At 35.4% G+C, this 16,847-nt stretch carries 16 protein-coding genes; 8 read left to right on the forward strand and 8 right to left on the reverse strand.

Going from position 1 to position 16,847, the window contains the following annotated elements:
- Positions 1 to 128 precede the first annotated feature (128 nt).
- A complete protein-coding gene (locus tag WBY99_RS10365) occupies positions 129 to 584 on the forward strand; it encodes an Lrp/AsnC family transcriptional regulator (RefSeq protein WP_423976256.1) in 456 nt (151 codons plus the stop codon).
- Here the strand turns inward: WBY99_RS10365 and argH are convergent.
- From argH to WBY99_RS10405, 8 genes are read right to left on the reverse strand one after another with little or no spacing between them, the layout of a single operon-like run.
- Complete coding sequence (gene argH, locus WBY99_RS10370) at positions 581 to 1,885, reverse strand: argininosuccinate lyase (RefSeq protein ID WP_423976257.1); 1,305 nt, start codon at positions 1,883 to 1,885, stop codon at positions 581 to 583. The two genes, WBY99_RS10365 and argH, sit on opposite strands and share 4 nt — an antisense overlap.
- Positions 1,886 to 1,918: 33 nt before the next feature.
- Positions 1,919 to 2,998 carry a M20 family metallo-hydrolase gene (locus WBY99_RS10375; protein WP_423976258.1) on the reverse strand — a complete coding sequence of 360 codons (1,080 nt, stop codon included), beginning with the start codon at positions 2,996 to 2,998 and terminating at the stop codon, positions 1,919 to 1,921.
- A complete protein-coding gene (argB, locus tag WBY99_RS10380) occupies positions 2,979 to 3,773 on the reverse strand; it encodes an acetylglutamate kinase (protein WP_423976259.1) in 795 nt (264 codons plus the stop codon). The genes WBY99_RS10375 and argB overlap by 20 nt, the downstream gene beginning before the upstream one ends.
- Positions 3,774 to 3,782: 9 nt before the next feature.
- Positions 3,783 to 4,739, reverse strand: a complete 957-nt coding sequence (locus WBY99_RS10385) for an N-acetylornithine carbamoyltransferase (RefSeq protein WP_423976260.1) — start codon at positions 4,737 to 4,739, stop codon at positions 3,783 to 3,785.
- 51 nt (positions 4,740 to 4,790) lie between these two features.
- Positions 4,791 to 5,921 carry an aspartate aminotransferase family protein gene (locus WBY99_RS10390; protein WP_423976261.1) on the reverse strand — a complete coding sequence of 377 codons (1,131 nt, stop codon included), beginning with the start codon at positions 5,919 to 5,921 and terminating at the stop codon, positions 4,791 to 4,793.
- 24 nt (positions 5,922 to 5,945) lie between these two features.
- Positions 5,946 to 6,908 carry an N-acetyl-gamma-glutamyl-phosphate reductase gene (gene argC, locus WBY99_RS10395; RefSeq protein ID WP_423976262.1) on the reverse strand — a complete coding sequence of 321 codons (963 nt, stop codon included), beginning with the start codon at positions 6,906 to 6,908 and terminating at the stop codon, positions 5,946 to 5,948.
- The gene (locus tag WBY99_RS10400) at positions 6,905 to 8,098 is read right to left on the reverse strand and encodes an argininosuccinate synthase (RefSeq protein ID WP_423976263.1); all 1,194 of its coding nucleotides are present in this window, start codon (positions 8,096 to 8,098) and stop codon (positions 6,905 to 6,907) included. The genes argC and WBY99_RS10400 overlap by 4 nt, the downstream gene beginning before the upstream one ends.
- Positions 8,070 to 8,654 carry a GNAT family N-acetyltransferase gene (locus WBY99_RS10405; protein ID WP_423976264.1) on the reverse strand — a complete coding sequence of 195 codons (585 nt, stop codon included), beginning with the start codon at positions 8,652 to 8,654 and terminating at the stop codon, positions 8,070 to 8,072. The genes WBY99_RS10400 and WBY99_RS10405 overlap by 29 nt, the downstream gene beginning before the upstream one ends.
- Before the next feature lie 541 nt (positions 8,655 to 9,195).
- Here WBY99_RS10405 and acs point away from each other — a divergent pair.
- The 7 genes from acs to WBY99_RS10440 all read left to right on the forward strand — a co-directional run bounded on the left by acs (position 9,196) and on the right by WBY99_RS10440 (position 16,722).
- Positions 9,196 to 11,103, forward strand: a complete 1,908-nt coding sequence (gene acs / locus WBY99_RS10410) for an acetate--CoA ligase (RefSeq protein ID WP_423976265.1) — start codon at positions 9,196 to 9,198, stop codon at positions 11,101 to 11,103.
- A gap of 160 nt (positions 11,104 to 11,263) precedes the next feature.
- Positions 11,264 to 12,406, forward strand: a complete 1,143-nt coding sequence (locus tag WBY99_RS10415; RefSeq protein WP_423976266.1) for an NAD(P)/FAD-dependent oxidoreductase — start codon at positions 11,264 to 11,266, stop codon at positions 12,404 to 12,406.
- A complete protein-coding gene (locus tag WBY99_RS10420; protein WP_423976267.1) occupies positions 12,406 to 13,119 on the forward strand; it encodes a class I SAM-dependent methyltransferase in 714 nt (237 codons plus the stop codon). Before WBY99_RS10415 ends, WBY99_RS10420 begins: the two co-directional genes overlap by 1 nt.
- Before the next feature lie 39 nt (positions 13,120 to 13,158).
- Positions 13,159 to 14,211: a type III polyketide synthase gene (locus tag WBY99_RS10425; RefSeq protein ID WP_423976268.1), complete on the forward strand. Its 1,053-nt coding sequence runs from the start codon at positions 13,159 to 13,161 to the stop codon at positions 14,209 to 14,211.
- Positions 14,205 to 15,002: an enoyl-ACP reductase FabI gene (locus tag WBY99_RS10430; RefSeq protein WP_423976269.1), complete on the forward strand. Its 798-nt coding sequence runs from the start codon at positions 14,205 to 14,207 to the stop codon at positions 15,000 to 15,002. Before WBY99_RS10425 ends, WBY99_RS10430 begins: the two co-directional genes overlap by 7 nt.
- Positions 15,003 to 15,437, forward strand: coding sequence for a 3-hydroxyacyl-ACP dehydratase FabZ family protein (locus tag WBY99_RS10435; protein ID WP_423976270.1), 435 nt, complete (start codon positions 15,003 to 15,005; stop codon positions 15,435 to 15,437).
- 1 nt (position 15,438) lies between these two features.
- Positions 15,439 to 16,722 carry a beta-ketoacyl-[acyl-carrier-protein] synthase family protein gene (locus WBY99_RS10440; protein WP_423976271.1) on the forward strand — a complete coding sequence of 428 codons (1,284 nt, stop codon included), beginning with the start codon at positions 15,439 to 15,441 and terminating at the stop codon, positions 16,720 to 16,722.
- Positions 16,723 to 16,847: the final 125 nt, after the last annotated feature.

A 16,847-nucleotide genomic window follows, 5' to 3' on the forward strand; every position in this document is an offset into this window, starting at 1 on the left:
TTTCATTAGGCACAAAGATATAATATTTTCTGAAATCTTGAAAATGTTTTTTTTCAACAAATAAAACTATTTTCTATGAACACCCACTTTTCCTATAATTTTTAATATTTTTGTTCAAAATCAAATTAATGGATGCCAAAGACAGAATGATTCTCGGTTTGCTTCAGGAAAATTCCACGCTTTCTGTAAAAGAAATTTCCGAAAAAATCGGACTTACCTTCACCCCGACTTACGAAAGAATCAAACACCTCGAAAAACAAAACGTAATCGAGAAATATGTCGCCATCCTAAATCGCGAGAAATTGGGACTGAATATTATTGTTTATTGCAATATTCGATTGAAAGAGCAATCCCAAAAAACGTTAGAAGATTTTGAAAAACATATCGAAAGCTTCGACGAAGTGCAAGAAATCATCAGTCTTTCCGGGGAATATGATTATATGTTGAAAATTATCGCTAAGGACATTAACTCTTACAACAACTTCGCTGTTAATGTCATTTCTAATTCGCCCAATATTTGGCAATATCACAGTTCGATTGCTTTACATGAAGTAAAAAAAACAACCAAATTCAAATTGGATTAAGCCAATAATTTGCAAGAGATTTTATGGAATTGATGGGCAATCTCATCTAAACACAAATTCCAGATGCTGCCTTGATGGTTGTGATTGAGGTCTTTTGAATCATATTGAAATTCATTATTTTCGATTTCATTTCCTACTTTAACATAAGCGTCTCGAAACGAATTTCCATTTTTCACTTCTTCATTAATTTTTTCGACACTGAAAATATATTTGTATTTTCCGTCTTCTAAAATCCCATCTTTCACTTCGATATTTGGCAAAGTATAAATCAAAATTTCCAAACATTCTTTTAAAGAATCAATCGCAGGAAAAAGGATTTCTTTGGTTAATTGCAAATCGCGATGATAGCCGGAAGGTAAGTTGTTGGTGAGCAAAATTAGTTCATTGGGCAACGATTGGATTCGGTTGCAACGCGCTCGTACCAACTCGAAAATATCGGGGTTTTTCTTGTGAGGCATAATGCTACTTCCGGTGGTAAACTCTTTCGGAAAGCTGATAAAATCGAAGTTCTGGCTTAAATACAAACAGACGTCATAAGAAAATTTGCTCAATGTTCCTGCCAAAACTGCCATTGAAGAAGCGAGCAATTTTTCAGATTTTCCGCGCGTCATTTGCGCATAAACCGAATTGTAATTTAAACTTTTAAAACCCAAATCATAAGTCGTACTTTCCCGATCGATTGGGAAAGAAGAACCGTAACCGGCGGCTGAACCCAAAGGATTTTTATTGATGATATTTTTCACCGATAAAAGCAATTCCAAATCATCGACTAAGGCTTCCGCATACGCACCAAACCACAATCCAAACGACGATGGCATCGCAATTTGAAAATGCGTGTAACCTGGCAGTAAAACGTTTTTATGTTGATTTGCCAATTGAATAAACAACTGAAATAACGAATCTGCTAATTCACCAATTTCACGGATTTCATCCAATAAATATAATTTAATATCGAGTAAAACCTGATCATTTCTGGAACGCGCAGTATGAATTTTTTTTCCAGTTGCGCCTAATTTTTCAATTAAAATCGATTCGATTTGTGAGTGAATATCTTCAGATTCAGGATCAATTTCGAAGGTATTATTTTGAATATTTTTTAAAATTTCATCAAGCACAGAAAGGATTTCCTGAGACTCTTCATTTGAAATCAAACCTACTTCTGCCAACATTTTGCAATGTGCAATCGAACCCAAAACGTCGTATTTCGCCAAGCGATTATCGAAATCTAAATCCTTCCCAACGGTAAAATGATTCACCAGTTGGTCGGTTAATGATTGATCTTTTTGCCAAATTTTTTTCATTATTTCTTTTATTTAAAAACCTTTAAAACAGGTTTATACTATTTTTTCTAAAATTTTAATATAGATTCCAATGCCTTCATTTATTTCATTAATGTAAATAAATTCGTCGGCGGTATGAGATCTTGTGCTGTCTCCGGGACCAATTTTCACCGATGTACACGGGATAATCGCTTGGTCGGAAGACGTTGGCGAACCATAAGTTATTCTGCCAATTTCTAAACCTGCTTTTACAATCGGGTGATTTTCATTAATTTTTGATGAATTTAACCTGAACGAACGAGCCGATAAATTCGATTTCATTTCAGATTGAATGATTTCGAAAACCTCTTTATTGCTGTATTCATCGGTCACACGAACATCTAAAGTAAAACTACATTTTTCGGGAACCACGTTATGTTGCGTTCCAGCATTGATAACGGAAAGCGTGATTTTAACTTCGCCCAAATACGGTGAAATCTTCGGGAATTTGTAGTTCAAAATATGTTGCAAATCCGCCATGCATTTCACAATCGCATTGTCGGAATTGGGATGCGCGGCATGAGAAGCCGTCCCCAACATTTCCCCGTCGATAACCAAAAGTCCTTTTTCTGCGATCGCCAAATTCATTTGCGTTGGTTCGCCAACAATTACCAATTCCACGTTCGGAAGTTGCGGAAAAAGTGCTTCTATACCTTCTTTTCCAGAGATTTCTTCTTCGGCTGTTAATGCAATAATTAGATTGTGTGACAAATTTTGATATTCATAAAAATTCAGAAAAACCTGCACCATCGAAACCAAAGAAGCTCCCGCATCGTTGCTTCCCAATCCAAATAATTTTCCGTCTTTTTCTAAAGGAATAAACGGATCTAAGGTATAAGATTTGTTAGGTTTTACGGTATCGTGATGCGTGTTCAAAACGATTGAAGGTTTGTTTTCGTCAAAATATTTATTCGTTGCCCAAATATTATTTTTAAACCGATTTGTAGGAATATTTCTTTGACTAAAAAAACGTTCGATAACCAAAGAAACATCGTATTCATCTTTACTTAAAGACGGTGTCGCAATGATTTTTTTCAATAATTCGATGGCGATATTGAGCAATATTTCTGGGGAATTATTTAATTTCTGTTCCATCATTTTGATGATTGATATAATTTTCTAATTTGGTTTCATTCAGAAAAACCACTTTTTTCACTTTGTTTTGTTTTGCAGCAAAAGCATTTTTAAGCTTGGGCAGAATCCCTGCATTTAACTGATTATCAATTAATAACTGTTCATACTTTTCAAAATTTAAAGACTTCAAAACCGAATTTGAATTTTCAATATCTTCCAAAATGCCATTTTTATCGAAACAATATAAAAGTTCAACCTCATAAAAATCGGAAAGCGTTTGCGCCAAAACAGAAGCAACAGAATCCGCATTGGTATTGAATAAATTCCCTTTTCGGTCGTGCGTAATCGCCGAAAAAACTGGAACTAATTTTAATTTTAAAAACTCCAAAAGCAAATCAATATTTACATTTTTTGAATCTACATCACCCACAAATCCATAATCAATATTTGAAATTGAACGTTTTTCTGCTTTAATCAAATTTCCGTCTGCGCCGGAAAACCCGATTGCATTACAGTTAAAATTCTGAAGATTTGCAACGATATTTTTATTGATTTTCCCAGCGTAAACCATGGTTACAATATCCAAAGTTTCTCTATTGGTAATTCTTCTTCCGTCGATCATTTGTTGTGGAATATTCAGGGTTTCGGCTAAATCGGAAGCGAGTTTCCCGCCGCCGTGAACCAAAATTTTCATTTCACTAATCGTAGAAAATTGCTTTAAAAAAGATTTTAATTTAGACTCACTATCAATCAAAGAACCACCGATTTTGACGACATATAATTTCTGTTTATTCATCACTTCGTGTTAAATTGGCAATTCCTCAATTATTTTACTAAAAACCGCTTGTGCAGAAAAAATTCTGTTTTTCGCTTGTTGATAAATAATCGAGTTTTCACTGTCCATCACTTCATCGCTCAACTCCACATTTCTGCGAACCGGCAAACAATGCATTATTTTAGCATTTTTAGTCGCAATCAATTTCTCTTTCGTCAACATCCAATTTTCTTTCACTTCCGGCATTGCAGCGTAATCTACAAAGGACGACCAGTTTTTAACATAAACGAAATCTGCATCTTTTATGGCTTCATTTTGATCGTGTAAAACAGTAGTGTTTTTCACAAAATTCGGATCCAAATCATAACCTTCCGGATTGGCAATTACGAAATCTGCTTCCATCGATTGCATCCATTCAGCGAAGGAATTTGCAACTGCGTGAGCAATTGGTTTAATATGTGGCGCCCAGGTTAACACCACTTTCGGTTTGTGATTTTCTTTCCAATTTTCAGTTATGGTTATGCAATCTGCAAAACTTTGCAAAGGATGTTTCGATGCAGATTCCAAAGAAATAACCGGAACTTTTGCATATTTAATAAACTGCGATAAAATACTTTCAGTCACGTCATCTTTCTTATTCTGCATTCCTGCAAAACAACGCACCGCAATGATATCGCAATATTGATTCAGAACTTCGACCGCATCCTTAACATGCTCCACGGTTCCGGCATTCATCACTGCTCCATCTGCGAATTCAAGATTCCAGGCTTCTTGCGATGCGTTTAAAATAAGTACATTTAATCCTAAATTTTGTGCCGCAATTTGACTGCTCAATCGGGTTCGTAAACTGGAGTTCAGAAACACCAAACCGATTGTTTTTCCTTTGCCTTTATTCGGTTCTGTCAAAGGGTTTTCTTTAATTTGAAGTGCGGTTTTTATCATGGATTGAAGATCATCAATATCTTCTATGGATGTGAAATTTTTCATTTGTTTTTGATTTAAAAATTGCATTTTAGCAAGTAAAAAAAAATAATTATTTTAAAGAACAGAATATAAAGCATCGATAAAAATATCGGCTTCTTTTTCTGAAATATTGAGTGCAGGAAGAATTCTTAAAACATTTGGATCATTAGAATTCCCTGTGAAAACATGATGTTTCCTTAATAAATTAGAACGAATTTCTGCACAAGACTGATCCAATTCGATCCCAATCATCAAACCTCTGCGCCTGATGGATTTGATGTGTTTAAAATCCTGAATTTTAGATTCGATATAAGCTCCTGTTTTTTCTGAATTCTCAACTAAATTTTCATTCTTAATGACTTCCAAAACTGCAATTCCGGCTGCACAAGCCAAATGATTTCCGCCAAAAGTAGTTCCCAATAAACCGTGAGAAGCCTCAAATTTCGGACTGATCAAAACACCGCCGATCGGAAAACCATTTCCCATTCCTTTTGCTACCGTAATTAAATCAGGCTGAATATCAAATTCCTGATGCGCAAAAAATTTTCCAGATCTTCCGTAACCCGATTGAACTTCATCCATAATTAAAACCACCTCATTTTCAGCACAAAGATTTTTAAGCGCTTGAATCATTTCTTCCGTTGGTAAGATAATTCCACCGACTCCTTGAATTCCTTCGATGATTACGGAAGAAATTTCGTCTTGATTTTCTGCGAATAATTGTTTTAACTGAGCCACATTATTCCATTCGCATTTGATAAATCGTTCGGAAAAGCTGACTGGTGCTACAATTTTCGGATTATCTGTCACAGAAACAGCTGCGGAAGTTCGACCGTGAAAAGAACCAGAAAAATAAATCACTTTCTTTTTTCCATTGTGAAACGAAGCGAGTTTCAAAGCATTTTCGTTGGCTTCCGCACCAGAATTACAAAGGAAAAGTGAGTAATTATCATATCCTGAAATTTTACCTAATTTTTCCGCTAATTCAATTTGTAAATCATTTTGTACAGAATTGGAATAAAAAGAAATTTCATTTAACTGATTTTTTAATTTATTTTGATAATGAGGATGATTATGACCAATGGAAATCACCGCATGACCGCCATAAAAATCGAGATATTTTTCACCTTTATCGTCCCACAGAAAAGAGCCTTCCGCTTTTACAGGATTGATATTAAATAAAGGATATACTTGGAATAAATTCATTTTTACTTTTTTAATAATGCATATTTAAAATGCGATAGATTTTAACTGAAGACCGGTATTTTCTTCCCAATCCATGACGATGTTCATATTTTGTACGGCTTGTCCGGATGCGCCTTTTAATAAATTATCAATTGCGGAATGAACCACTATTGTATCCTTATTCTTTTCAATATGAATCGCACATCTGTTGGTATTCACAACTTGTTTCATATCAATTGGTTTTTCCGAAATCGTAACAAATGGAGAATCTTTATAAAAATCGCAATATTTTGCATAAATAATTTCTAATTCCAAATCGCATTTTATGATTGAACTGGTGAAAATTCCTCTTGCAAAATCTCCACGCCACGGAACAAAATTCAACTCAATTTCTGTTTCATTTGATTCATTTAGCATTAATAAAATTTCATCAACATGCTGATGGTTAAGGGTTTTATAAGCCGAAACATTATCATTTCGCCAAGAAAAATGCGTGGTCGGCTGAAGCGATTGCCCAGCTCCGGTAGAACCAGTAATTCCCGTTGTGTAAACCGTTTGCAGCAATTTCCCTTTTGCTAAAGGCAACAACGCCAATTGAATTGCAGTGGCAAAACAGCCTGGATTAGCGATACTTTTGGCAGATTTCATTTCGTTTTTAAAAAGTTCCGGTAAACCATAAATAAAATTTCTATCTTGAAAATTACTTTCTAACCGGAAATCATTTCCTAAATCGATGACCAAAACGTCTTCTTTTAAAGGATTTTCTATTAACCAATTTTTGCTTTCCTGATGCGGCAAACACAAAAATAAAATATCGACTTCTTCAATTTTGTTGGTTAAAGTCATTTCGCAAATCTCAATTAAATCTGGATAAATTTCTGAAATTCTTATTCCAGAATTTGATCGGCTGTATAAAAACTGAAGTTCAACTTTTGGGTGAAAAGCCAGCAACCGCACGAGTTCACTGCCCGTGTAGCCATTGGCACCAATTATTCCGACTGATTTCATTGCGTTTTATTTATTTGATGATAGATGGATAATGAATTGCTCAAAACTTTGGTAAATCCTTTTACATCTTCGCCAGTCCAGGCAAGATTTGCTTCGCCGTAACTTCCGAATTCTGCGGACATTAAATCGTTTTCAGATTCAATTCCATTCAATACAAAACGGTAAGGATGAAGCGTGATGAACACTTTTCCGTTGACGGTTTTCTGAGAATTATTAAAGAAAGTTTCGATATTTCGCATCACAGGATCCAAGAAAAGAGCTTCGTGAAGCCAGTTTCCGTACCAATCTGCCAATTGTGACTTGATGGTTTGTTGGTATTTTGAAATCGTATGTTTTTCCAACAAATGATGCGCTTTAATAATGACAGAAGCCGCTGCAGCCTCAAAACCAACACGGCCTTTAATTCCAACAATCGTATCACCAACGTGAATATCTCGACCAATTCCGTAAACAGAAGTCAGTTCTTCAATTTTCTGAATCGCTAAAACCGGATGAGAAAACTGCTCGCTGTTTACACCGATGATTTCGCCATTTTTAAATTCAATTTCTAAATCAGAAGGTTTCGTTTTTTCAACTTGAGAAGGAAATGCTTCTTCAGGTAGATTATATTTGGAAGTCAAAGTTTCTTTTCCACCCACGGAAGTTCCCCAAAGTCCTTTATTAATGGAGTATTTGGCTTTTTCGAAATCCATTTCATAGCCGTGATTTTTTAGAAATACGATTTCTTCTTCGCGAGATAAAGACAAATCCCGAATCGGTGTAATGATTCGAATATCAGGACACATCACTTGAAAAATCAAATCGAAACGAACCTGATCGTTTCCTGCGCCCGTGCTTCCGTGAGCGATTGCAGTTGCGCCAATTTCTAAAGCATATTTTGCAATGTTCTGCGCCTGAACCGTTCTTTCTGCACTCACAGAAAGTGGATAAGTGTTATTTTTTAACACGTTTCCGAAAATCAAATATTTCACACATTCGTTATAATATGCTTCAACAGCGTCGATAAAAGTGTAGGAAGTTACGCCCAGTTTTTCTGCTTTCAACTTCAATTCCTGCTCATCGATTTTCGTGAATCCGCCTGTGTTTATGGTAACTGCATGAACTTCACAGCCCAAATTTTCGCTTAAATATTTTGCGCAATACGAAGTATCTAATCCTCCGCTAAATGCTAATACTACACTTTTCTTCATTCGTTTTTTCTTTACTCGATTTATTTTCAAAATTTCCCGGCACGTATAACATGGCGGTACAAAGGCAATTTTTGCGTTCTTTGCTCATTAAAATTTCATAATTCACACAGTTTTTACAGCCGTCCCAAAATTCTTCATCTTGTGTTAATTCTGCATAGATGACTGGTTTATATCCCATTTCAGAATTAATTTTCATCACGGGCAATCCAGTAGTTAGTCCAAAAATTTTGGCGTTGGGATATCTTTCTCTCGAAAGTTCAAAAACCTTTTTTTTAATTAAAGTCGCATAGCCTTTATTTCTGAATTTCGGGGAAACAATTAATCCAGAATTTGCTACAAACTTGCCGTGCGACCACGTTTCGATATAGCAGAAGCCAACCCAAGTTCCGTCGTCTTCATACGCAATTACCGCTTTTGACTCTGATATTTTTTGGCTAATATATTCCAACGAGCGTTTTGCAATTCCGGTTCCGCGTTTTGTTGCCGAATCTGCCATTTCCTGTTGGATCTCCTCTTTGTATTTCAAATGTTTATCTGAGGAAATTTCTATTTTCATGAATTTTATCTTTTAAAGGCACAAATATAAGATAAAAAATCTTTATAAATAAAATTAGAATACAATTAATTATTGTTTAATTCAAATAATAAGGTTTTTAACCTAAATAAATTAAATTTAATGGATATTACATCTGCTGGAATTTAAGAGAAGAAAAAATGAAGTTTAGCAAAATGATTTCCTATTTTAAAAACATGATTAAACCTTGTATTCATCAGCTTTAAAAAACGATTTTCTGTTTCACAGAATTTGGAGTTCGGATTAAAAAAATAAAATAAAAAATACAAAAGTTTCATTTTGCGGTAAAGGTTTTTTATCTTCATGGAAAATTTTGAAAAATCAAAGTTTTTTTTTCTGGTTTTAGAAGCTAAATTATTTTTATTAAACTGAAACTTCTAAAAAAGACGGATCGTAAATAGCCCTGATAGAAGCGGTTACCCCGCAACAAGCGTTGGGAAAAGCTTTGGCGTGAGGAGTATGAGCGGATAGCAGGTTCCCGGCTCCTCAAAAAAATTGATAGAAAACTAAAAAATTACAGGATATGAAAAATTATGTGATATACGATTTACCCGATTATTTCAAACAATATAAAAAATCCATCAAAAACCCAAAGAAATTCTGGGATAAAATTGCTGACGAAAATTTTGTTTGGTACCAAAGATGGAGCAAAGTGGTGGATTATGACATGGAAGAAGCAAAAATTCAATGGTTTAAAAATGCAAAACTCAATATCACGAAAAACTGTATCGATCGGCATTTGAACGAACGCGGCGATAAAACGGCAATTATTTTCGAACCCAATGATCCGAAAGAAGAAGCGCAACATATTTCGTACAACGAGTTGCGGGATCGTGTTTGTAAAATGGCAAATGTGCTGCAGGATTTGGGCGTAGAAAAAGGCGATCGTGTTTGTATTTATTTGCCGATGATTCCCGAATTAGCGGTTTCGATGTTGGCTTGCGCAAGATTGGGTGCAATTCATTCGGTGATTTTTGCAGGGTTTTCAGCGAATGCAGTTGAATCGCGAGTGAACGATTGCGGGGCGAAAATCATTATTTGTTCCGATGGAAGTTATCGCGGTACAAAATCAATTGATTTAAAAGGAATTATCGATGAAGCCGTAGAAAAATGCCCGACTGTTGAAAAAGTTTTGGTCGTGAAAAGAACCGGCGGCGAAGTTAAAATGAAAGAAGGCAGAGATTTTTGGCTCGAACCACTTTATGAAAAAGCACCGGCAGATTTCGTTTCTGTGATTATGGATGCAGAAGATCCGTTGTTCATTTTATACACTTCTGGCTCGACGGGAAAACCGAAAGGAATGTTGCATACAACCGCTGGATATATGGTTTACACGGCTTATACTTTCAAAAATGTATTTAATTATAAAGAAAACGATATTTATTGGTGTACCGCAGATATTGGCTGGATTACCGGACATTCTTACATTCTTTACGGACCTTTGGCAAATGGCGCAACGACGGTGATTTTTGAAGGAATTCCTACTTATCCGAAACCGGACCGTTTTTGGAAAGTAATTGAAAAACATAAAGTTACGCAGTTTTATACCGCTCCAACCGCGATTCGATCCTTAGCAAAAGAAAGTGCAGAATGGGTTGATAAACATGATTTGTCGAGTTTAAAAGTCATTGGTTCCGTTGGCGAACCGATTAATGATGAAGCTTGGCATTGGTACAACGACCATGTTGGCAAGAAAAAATGCCCAATTGTAGATACTTGGTGGCAAACCGAAACGGGCGGAATTATGATTTCACCATTACCATTTATCACGCCCACAAAACCAACTTACGCCACTTTACCATTGCCGGGAATTCAGCCCGTTTTAATGGATGATAAACGGAACGAAATCACAGGAAACCAAGTTGATGGAAATTTGTGTATTCGTTTTCCGTGGCCGGGAATTGCTCGAACGATTTGGGGCGATCATCAAAGATATAAAGAAACTTATTTCACCGCTTTTCCCGGGAAATATTTCACTGGTGACGGTGCTTTGAGGGACGAAGTTGGCTATTACCGAATTACCGGACGAGTTGATGATGTCATCATCGTTTCTGGGCATAATCTCGGAACTGCGCCGATTGAAGACAGCGTGAACCAACATCCTGCCGTTGCCGAATCTGCTATTGTCGGCTATCCGCACGATGTGAAGGGAAGCGCATTGTATGGTTTTGTCATCTTAAAAGACATTGGCGAAAACCGGGATAAAGAAAATTTAAGAAAAGAAATCAACCAATTAATCAGCGATACGATTGGACCGATTGCGAAATTGGATAAAATTCAGTTCGTTTCTGCCTTGCCAAAAACCCGTTCAGGAAAGATTATGCGCCGGATTTTAAGAAAAATTGCAGAAGGCGATTTCGCCAATTTCGGCGATACTTCTACCCTTTTGAACCCTGAAATTGTGGAAGAGATTAAGAATGAGAAAATTTAATTTGAAAATGTACTAATGTGTTAATGTGTTAATGTGTTAATGTGTTAATGAGAATATTCTTCAATATAATTGAACCTTGCGGAAACGTGAGGTTTTTTTTGATTAAAATTCAACATAAACATTTTTCGGGTTTAAAAATTCACTACATTTAAATAAAAAATTGAAAGATTCTATTTGTAACTCCGAAGTCATCATTATTGGCGGCGGTTTAGCAGGTTTAACAAGCGCAATTCACCTTTCGAAAATGGGGATTCGTGTGGTTGTTATTGAAAAGAATCAGTATCCAAAACACAAAGTTTGTGGCGAATATATTTCCAATGAAATTCTTCCCTATTTTAATTGGCTCGAACTCAATATCGAGGAATTAAAACCCACTCACATTTCAACCCTACAATTTTATTCCGAATCAGGGAAAACTATTGAAACTAAACTTCCGATGGGCGGTTTCGGAATCAGTCGATTTACTTTAGATCACGCACTTTATTTAAAAGCGATTTCTCAAAATTGCATTGTTTTAGAAGATTTGGTGAATGAAGTAATTTTCAAAGATGACTTTTTTGAAGTTATTTTGAATTCAGGAAAAGTCTTAAAATCAAAAGTTGTTTTGGGCGGTTTTGGAAAAAGATCCAATTTAGATATAAAAATGAATCGTGGTTTTCTACAAAATAAATCGACTTGGTTAGCCGTAAAATCACACTACAAAGGAAATTTTCCAGATGATGTCGTCGGTTTGCATAATTTTAAAGGCGGATATTGTGGTGTTTCAAAAGTGGAAAATGATGAAATTAATATCTGTTATTTAACTAATTTTAAAGAATTCAAAAAATATAAAAACATCGAAGAATTTCAAGAAAAAGTCGTTTCCAAAAATCCACATTTAAAAAATATTTTAGAAAATTCTAAAACCGTTTTTGATAAACCTTTAACGATCAGTCAGATTTGTTTTGAGAAAAAAGAAAATGTTGAAAACCATATTTTAATGATGGGCGACACGGCTGGTTTAATTCATCCTTTGTGCGGAAACGGAATGGCAATGGCGATTCACAGCGCAAAATTGGCTTCCGAAGAAACCATCGAATTTTTAAATGGAAAAATTTCAAGAAGTGAAATGGAAAGCAATTATACTAAAAAGTGGAATAAAAATTTTAAGCAAAGATTACAATTTGGAAGAATTTTGGGAAACATTTTGGAACATTCGAAATTATCGGAAATCTTAACAAATTTAATGACGTATTTTCCTTTTTTGCTCCCAATAATTATCAAAAAAACCCACGGAAAAGAAATCAAAACCACCCCAAATTAATGGCTTTAAATACCAATTATAGAACAGATTTAGAAGAATCGATGGACGATTTTTCGATGGATAACGAAGGATTAATTACCGCTTTGAGCGACATTGCGAAGATCAATCAACTTTTGGGTGGAAATTCCATTACTTTAAATGGCGTAAAAAATTTGCTGAAAAACGTTCCGAAAAACACGGAAATAACCATTATGGATTTCGGTTGCGGAAGCGGCGATATGCTCAGAATGTTATCGAAATTTGGAACGAAAAATAATTTAAAATTCAATTTAATCGGAATCGATGCCAATGAAGCTACAATTCGTCATGCCGAAAAATGCTCCACAGAATTTGAAAATATTTCTTATTTAAAAGAAGATATTTTTGAGTACGACTTTTCAAAATATAAAATTGACATTGCTCTAATTACGCTTACTTTACATCACTTTAAAGACGAAGAAATCTTAAAAATAATGCGTGTTATTTTTAATTTGGTCAAAAAAGGAATCGTTGCAAATGATTTGCAAAGAAGTAAATTAGCGTATCGATTGTTTCAAATGATTATCTTTATTTTCAGATTAGAAAAAATGACGGCAAATGATGGATTGATTTCTATTTTAAGAGGTTTTAAAAGAGAAGATTTAGAAAAATTTACGAAAGATATGGGCTTCAAAAAGTACAGCATCAAATGGAAATGGGCTTTTCGCTACCAATGGATTATCAATAAATTATAAGAGGAAAGGATTGCTTTGTTTCGTTCCTCGCAATGACAAATGAGTGTGAAAATAGTTAGCGTTGCCAAGCAACTGCCGAAATATTCCCGGAAAACTGCCGAAGTTTTACCGTTTCTTGATCTTTGGTTAGAAGGTCAGGAAAGTCGTTTTGTGCGAAAAGTAAAAAAGATTTTCGAAGGCGCAGCGGTGGACGAAAGATATTCGATTATGGATCCTGCAGAAGTTTTCACGGCGACTTCTTTTGAAGAAAAAAATGATATTTATGCACGCGAAGTCGTTATTCTCGGTGAGCAAGTTTTAGAAAAAGCACTAAAAAAAGCCGAGTGGAATCCGCAATCTTTAGATTATATCATCACCGTGAGTTGCACCGGAATTATGATTCCGTCACTTGATGCTTATCTGATCAATAAATTAAATTTACGTCAGGACATTGTTCGTTTACCCGTAACCGAAATGGGTTGCGCTGCTGGAGTTTCCGGAATTATTTATGCAAAAAATTTCTTACAATCAAATCCGGGAAAACGCGCCGCAGTAATCGCCGTAGAAAGTCCAACCGCCACTTTTCAGCTCGATGATTTTTCAATGGCAAATATTGTGAGTGCGGCGATTTTCGGCGATGGAGCCGCTTGTGTTCTGCTTTCTTCCGAAGAAAATGCAGAAGGCCCGGAAATTCTCGCAGAAGAAATGTATCATTTTTACGATAACGAACACATGATGGGTTTCAAACTGACGAATTCGGGGTTGCAAATGATTTTGGATATTGACGTTCCAGATACGATTGGGAAGCATTTTCCAGATATTATTCATCCGTTTTTAGCCAAACAAAATTTAAAAATTAAAGATATTGATTATTTAATTTTTCATCCGGGCGGAAAAAAAATCGTGCAAATAGTGGAAAATTTATTTAAAGATTTGGGAAAAAACATTGACGTTACGAAAGAAATTTTGCGTTTGTACGGCAATATGTCGAGCGCGACGGTTTTGTACGTTTTAGAAGAAATTATGAATCAACAACCGCAGAAAGGCGACAAAGGTTTAATGCTGAGTTTCGGGCCCGGATTTTCTGCACAACGCGTTTTATTTCAATGGTAAAAAGATTTGAAAATAAAAATTATTGGGCTTTAATTCTGGGCGGAAGTTCAGGATTAGGTTTGGCTTCTGCAAAAAAATTAGCTTCGGAAGGAATGAATATTTGTATTATTCATCGGAATTCCCGCGCTGAAATGAAAATTATTAATGAAGAGTTTTCTTTAATTAAAAACCAAAGTATTCAATTTTTAACTTTAAATAAAGACGTTTTAAATCTTCAGCATCAACAGGAAATTTTATCAGAATTAAAATCGATTCTTGGTTCAGATGGAAAAATTCGATGTCTTTTGCACAGCATTGCCAAAGGAAATTTAAAACCAATGATTGGAAATGAACACGAAAGCCTTTCAACAGACGATTTCAGCATCACGCTTCAAGCGATGGCAACCAGTTTATACGACTGGACGAAATTAATTTTTAATGAAAATATTTTTGCAGAAGACGCAAGAATTCTTGCCTTCACGAGCGAAGGAAGTTCTAAACCTATCAATAATTATGGAGCAGTCTCTGCCGCAAAAGCCGCTTTAGAAGCAATTTCCAGAAATATCGCTTTAGAATTTGCGCCATTTGGATTAAGGTCCAATTGTATTCAGGCCGGCGTTACAGAAACGCGTTCTTTAAAAATGATTCCAGGAAGTGAAGATTTAATTAAAAATTCCATTCAAAGAAATCCAAATAAAAGATTAACCACGCCGGAAGATGTCGCAAATGCGGTGTTTTTATTGTGTCAAAATGAAGCTGCGTGGATTAATGGTTGTGTAATTCCCGTCGATGGTGGCGAACATTTAGGCTAAATGAATACCACAGAAATTTTACAAAAATTACCTTATTCACATCCATTTTTATTCGTGGATGAATTGCTCAGCGTGAACGAAAATGGCGCGACTGGAATTTTCACTTTTAATGAAGATTTAGATTTTTATAAAGGTCACTTTAAAAATAATCCAATTACTCCTGGAGTTATCTTAACTGAAACCATGGCACAAATCGGCTTGGTTTGTTTAGGAATTTACTTGGTTGAGAGTGATTTAATTGAAGAAAGCCAAATTGGTCTAACTTCAACAGAAATCGAATTTCTAAAACCCGTTTATCCGGGCGAAAAAGTGACGGTGATTTCCGAGAAAATTTATTTTAGATTCAATAAATTAAAATGTAAAGTGAAAATGCTCAATGAAAATTCTGAAATCGTTTGTGAAGGAACAATTGCGGGCATTATTAAAATGGTTTAAAATGGAAAAAAGAGTTGTCGTAACAGGATTAGGCGTGGTTGCTCCCAACGGAATTGGTTTGGATGATTTTTTAGAAGCATTAAAATTGGGAAAATCTGGAATAAAATTTAATCAACAATTATCAGATTTGAATTTTTCCTGTCAAATCGCTGGAACTCCAGAAATCTCTGAAGAAAAAAAACGCGATTATTTTACCGATTTAGAATTAAGAAATTTCAATTCAACCGGAATTATGTACGGCGTTATTGCAGGTTTAGATGCTTGGAAAGATGCGGGTTTAGAAATAATCGAAAACGAAAATCCCGATTGGGAAAGCGGAACAATTTTCGGAACGGGAACTTCCGGAATTGAAAAATTTCGGGAAAGTATTTATAAAATTGATGCTTTAGAAACGCGCAAATTAGGAAGCACCGCTGTTTCACAAACCATGAACAGCGGAATTTCTGCATATTTAGGAGGGAAATTAGGTTTGGGAAACCAAGTCACCACCAATTCTTCCGCGTGTACCACAGGAACAGAAAGTATTTTAATGGCTTTTGAAAGAATAAAATATGGCAAAGCAAAACGCATTTTAGCCGGAAGCACGAGCGATTCCGGCCCTTATATTTGGGCAGGTTTTGATGCGATAAAAGTCTGCAATTTCAAAAGCAATGATGCGCCAGAAAAAGCATCTCGCCCGATGAGTGCTTCTGCTGCAGGTTTCATTCCGGGAAGTGGCGCCGGAGCTTTGATTTTAGAAGATTTGGAATCTGCTTTAAAAAGGAATGCGAAAATTTACTGTGAAATTTTGGGAGGAAATCTCAACAGTGGCGGTCAACGTGGCGGCGGAAGCATGACGGCACCCAATTCTGCGGCTGTTCAGAAATGTGTGAAAGATGCCATTTTTGATGCCAAAATCAATGCAAATGATATCGATTATATCAGCGGACATTTAACGGCTACTTCGAAAGATTCAACCGAAATTAAAAATTTATCTCAAGCGCTAAACCGTTCTGGAAAAGACTTTCCTTACATTAATTCCTTAAAATCATTAACCGGACATTGCCTTTCTGCTGCGGGAAGTATCGAAGCTGTTGCGACCATTTTACAACTTTCTGAAAATTTTGTCGCTCCGAATATTAATTGCGAAGATTTGAATCCGGAAATCACAGCAATCATCGATGCAAACTGTATTCCTCAACAATTTTTAGAAACAAAAATTACTATTGCGGCAAAAGTAAGTTTTGGTTTTGGCGACGTGAACGGTTGTGTTATCTTTAAAAAATATATTCCATCAATTTTATAAACATTATGAATAAAGAAGAAACAATTTTGAAATTGAAAGATATTGTAAAACCTTATGTGAAAAATGAGGAAGCATTGATTAACATTAATGAAAACACAGACTTTATTAATGACTTAAACATCAAT

Origin of the sequence: Kaistella sp., assembly GCF_049588135.1 — a bacterium.
Classification (GTDB): domain Bacteria; phylum Bacteroidota; class Bacteroidia; order Flavobacteriales; family Weeksellaceae; genus Kaistella.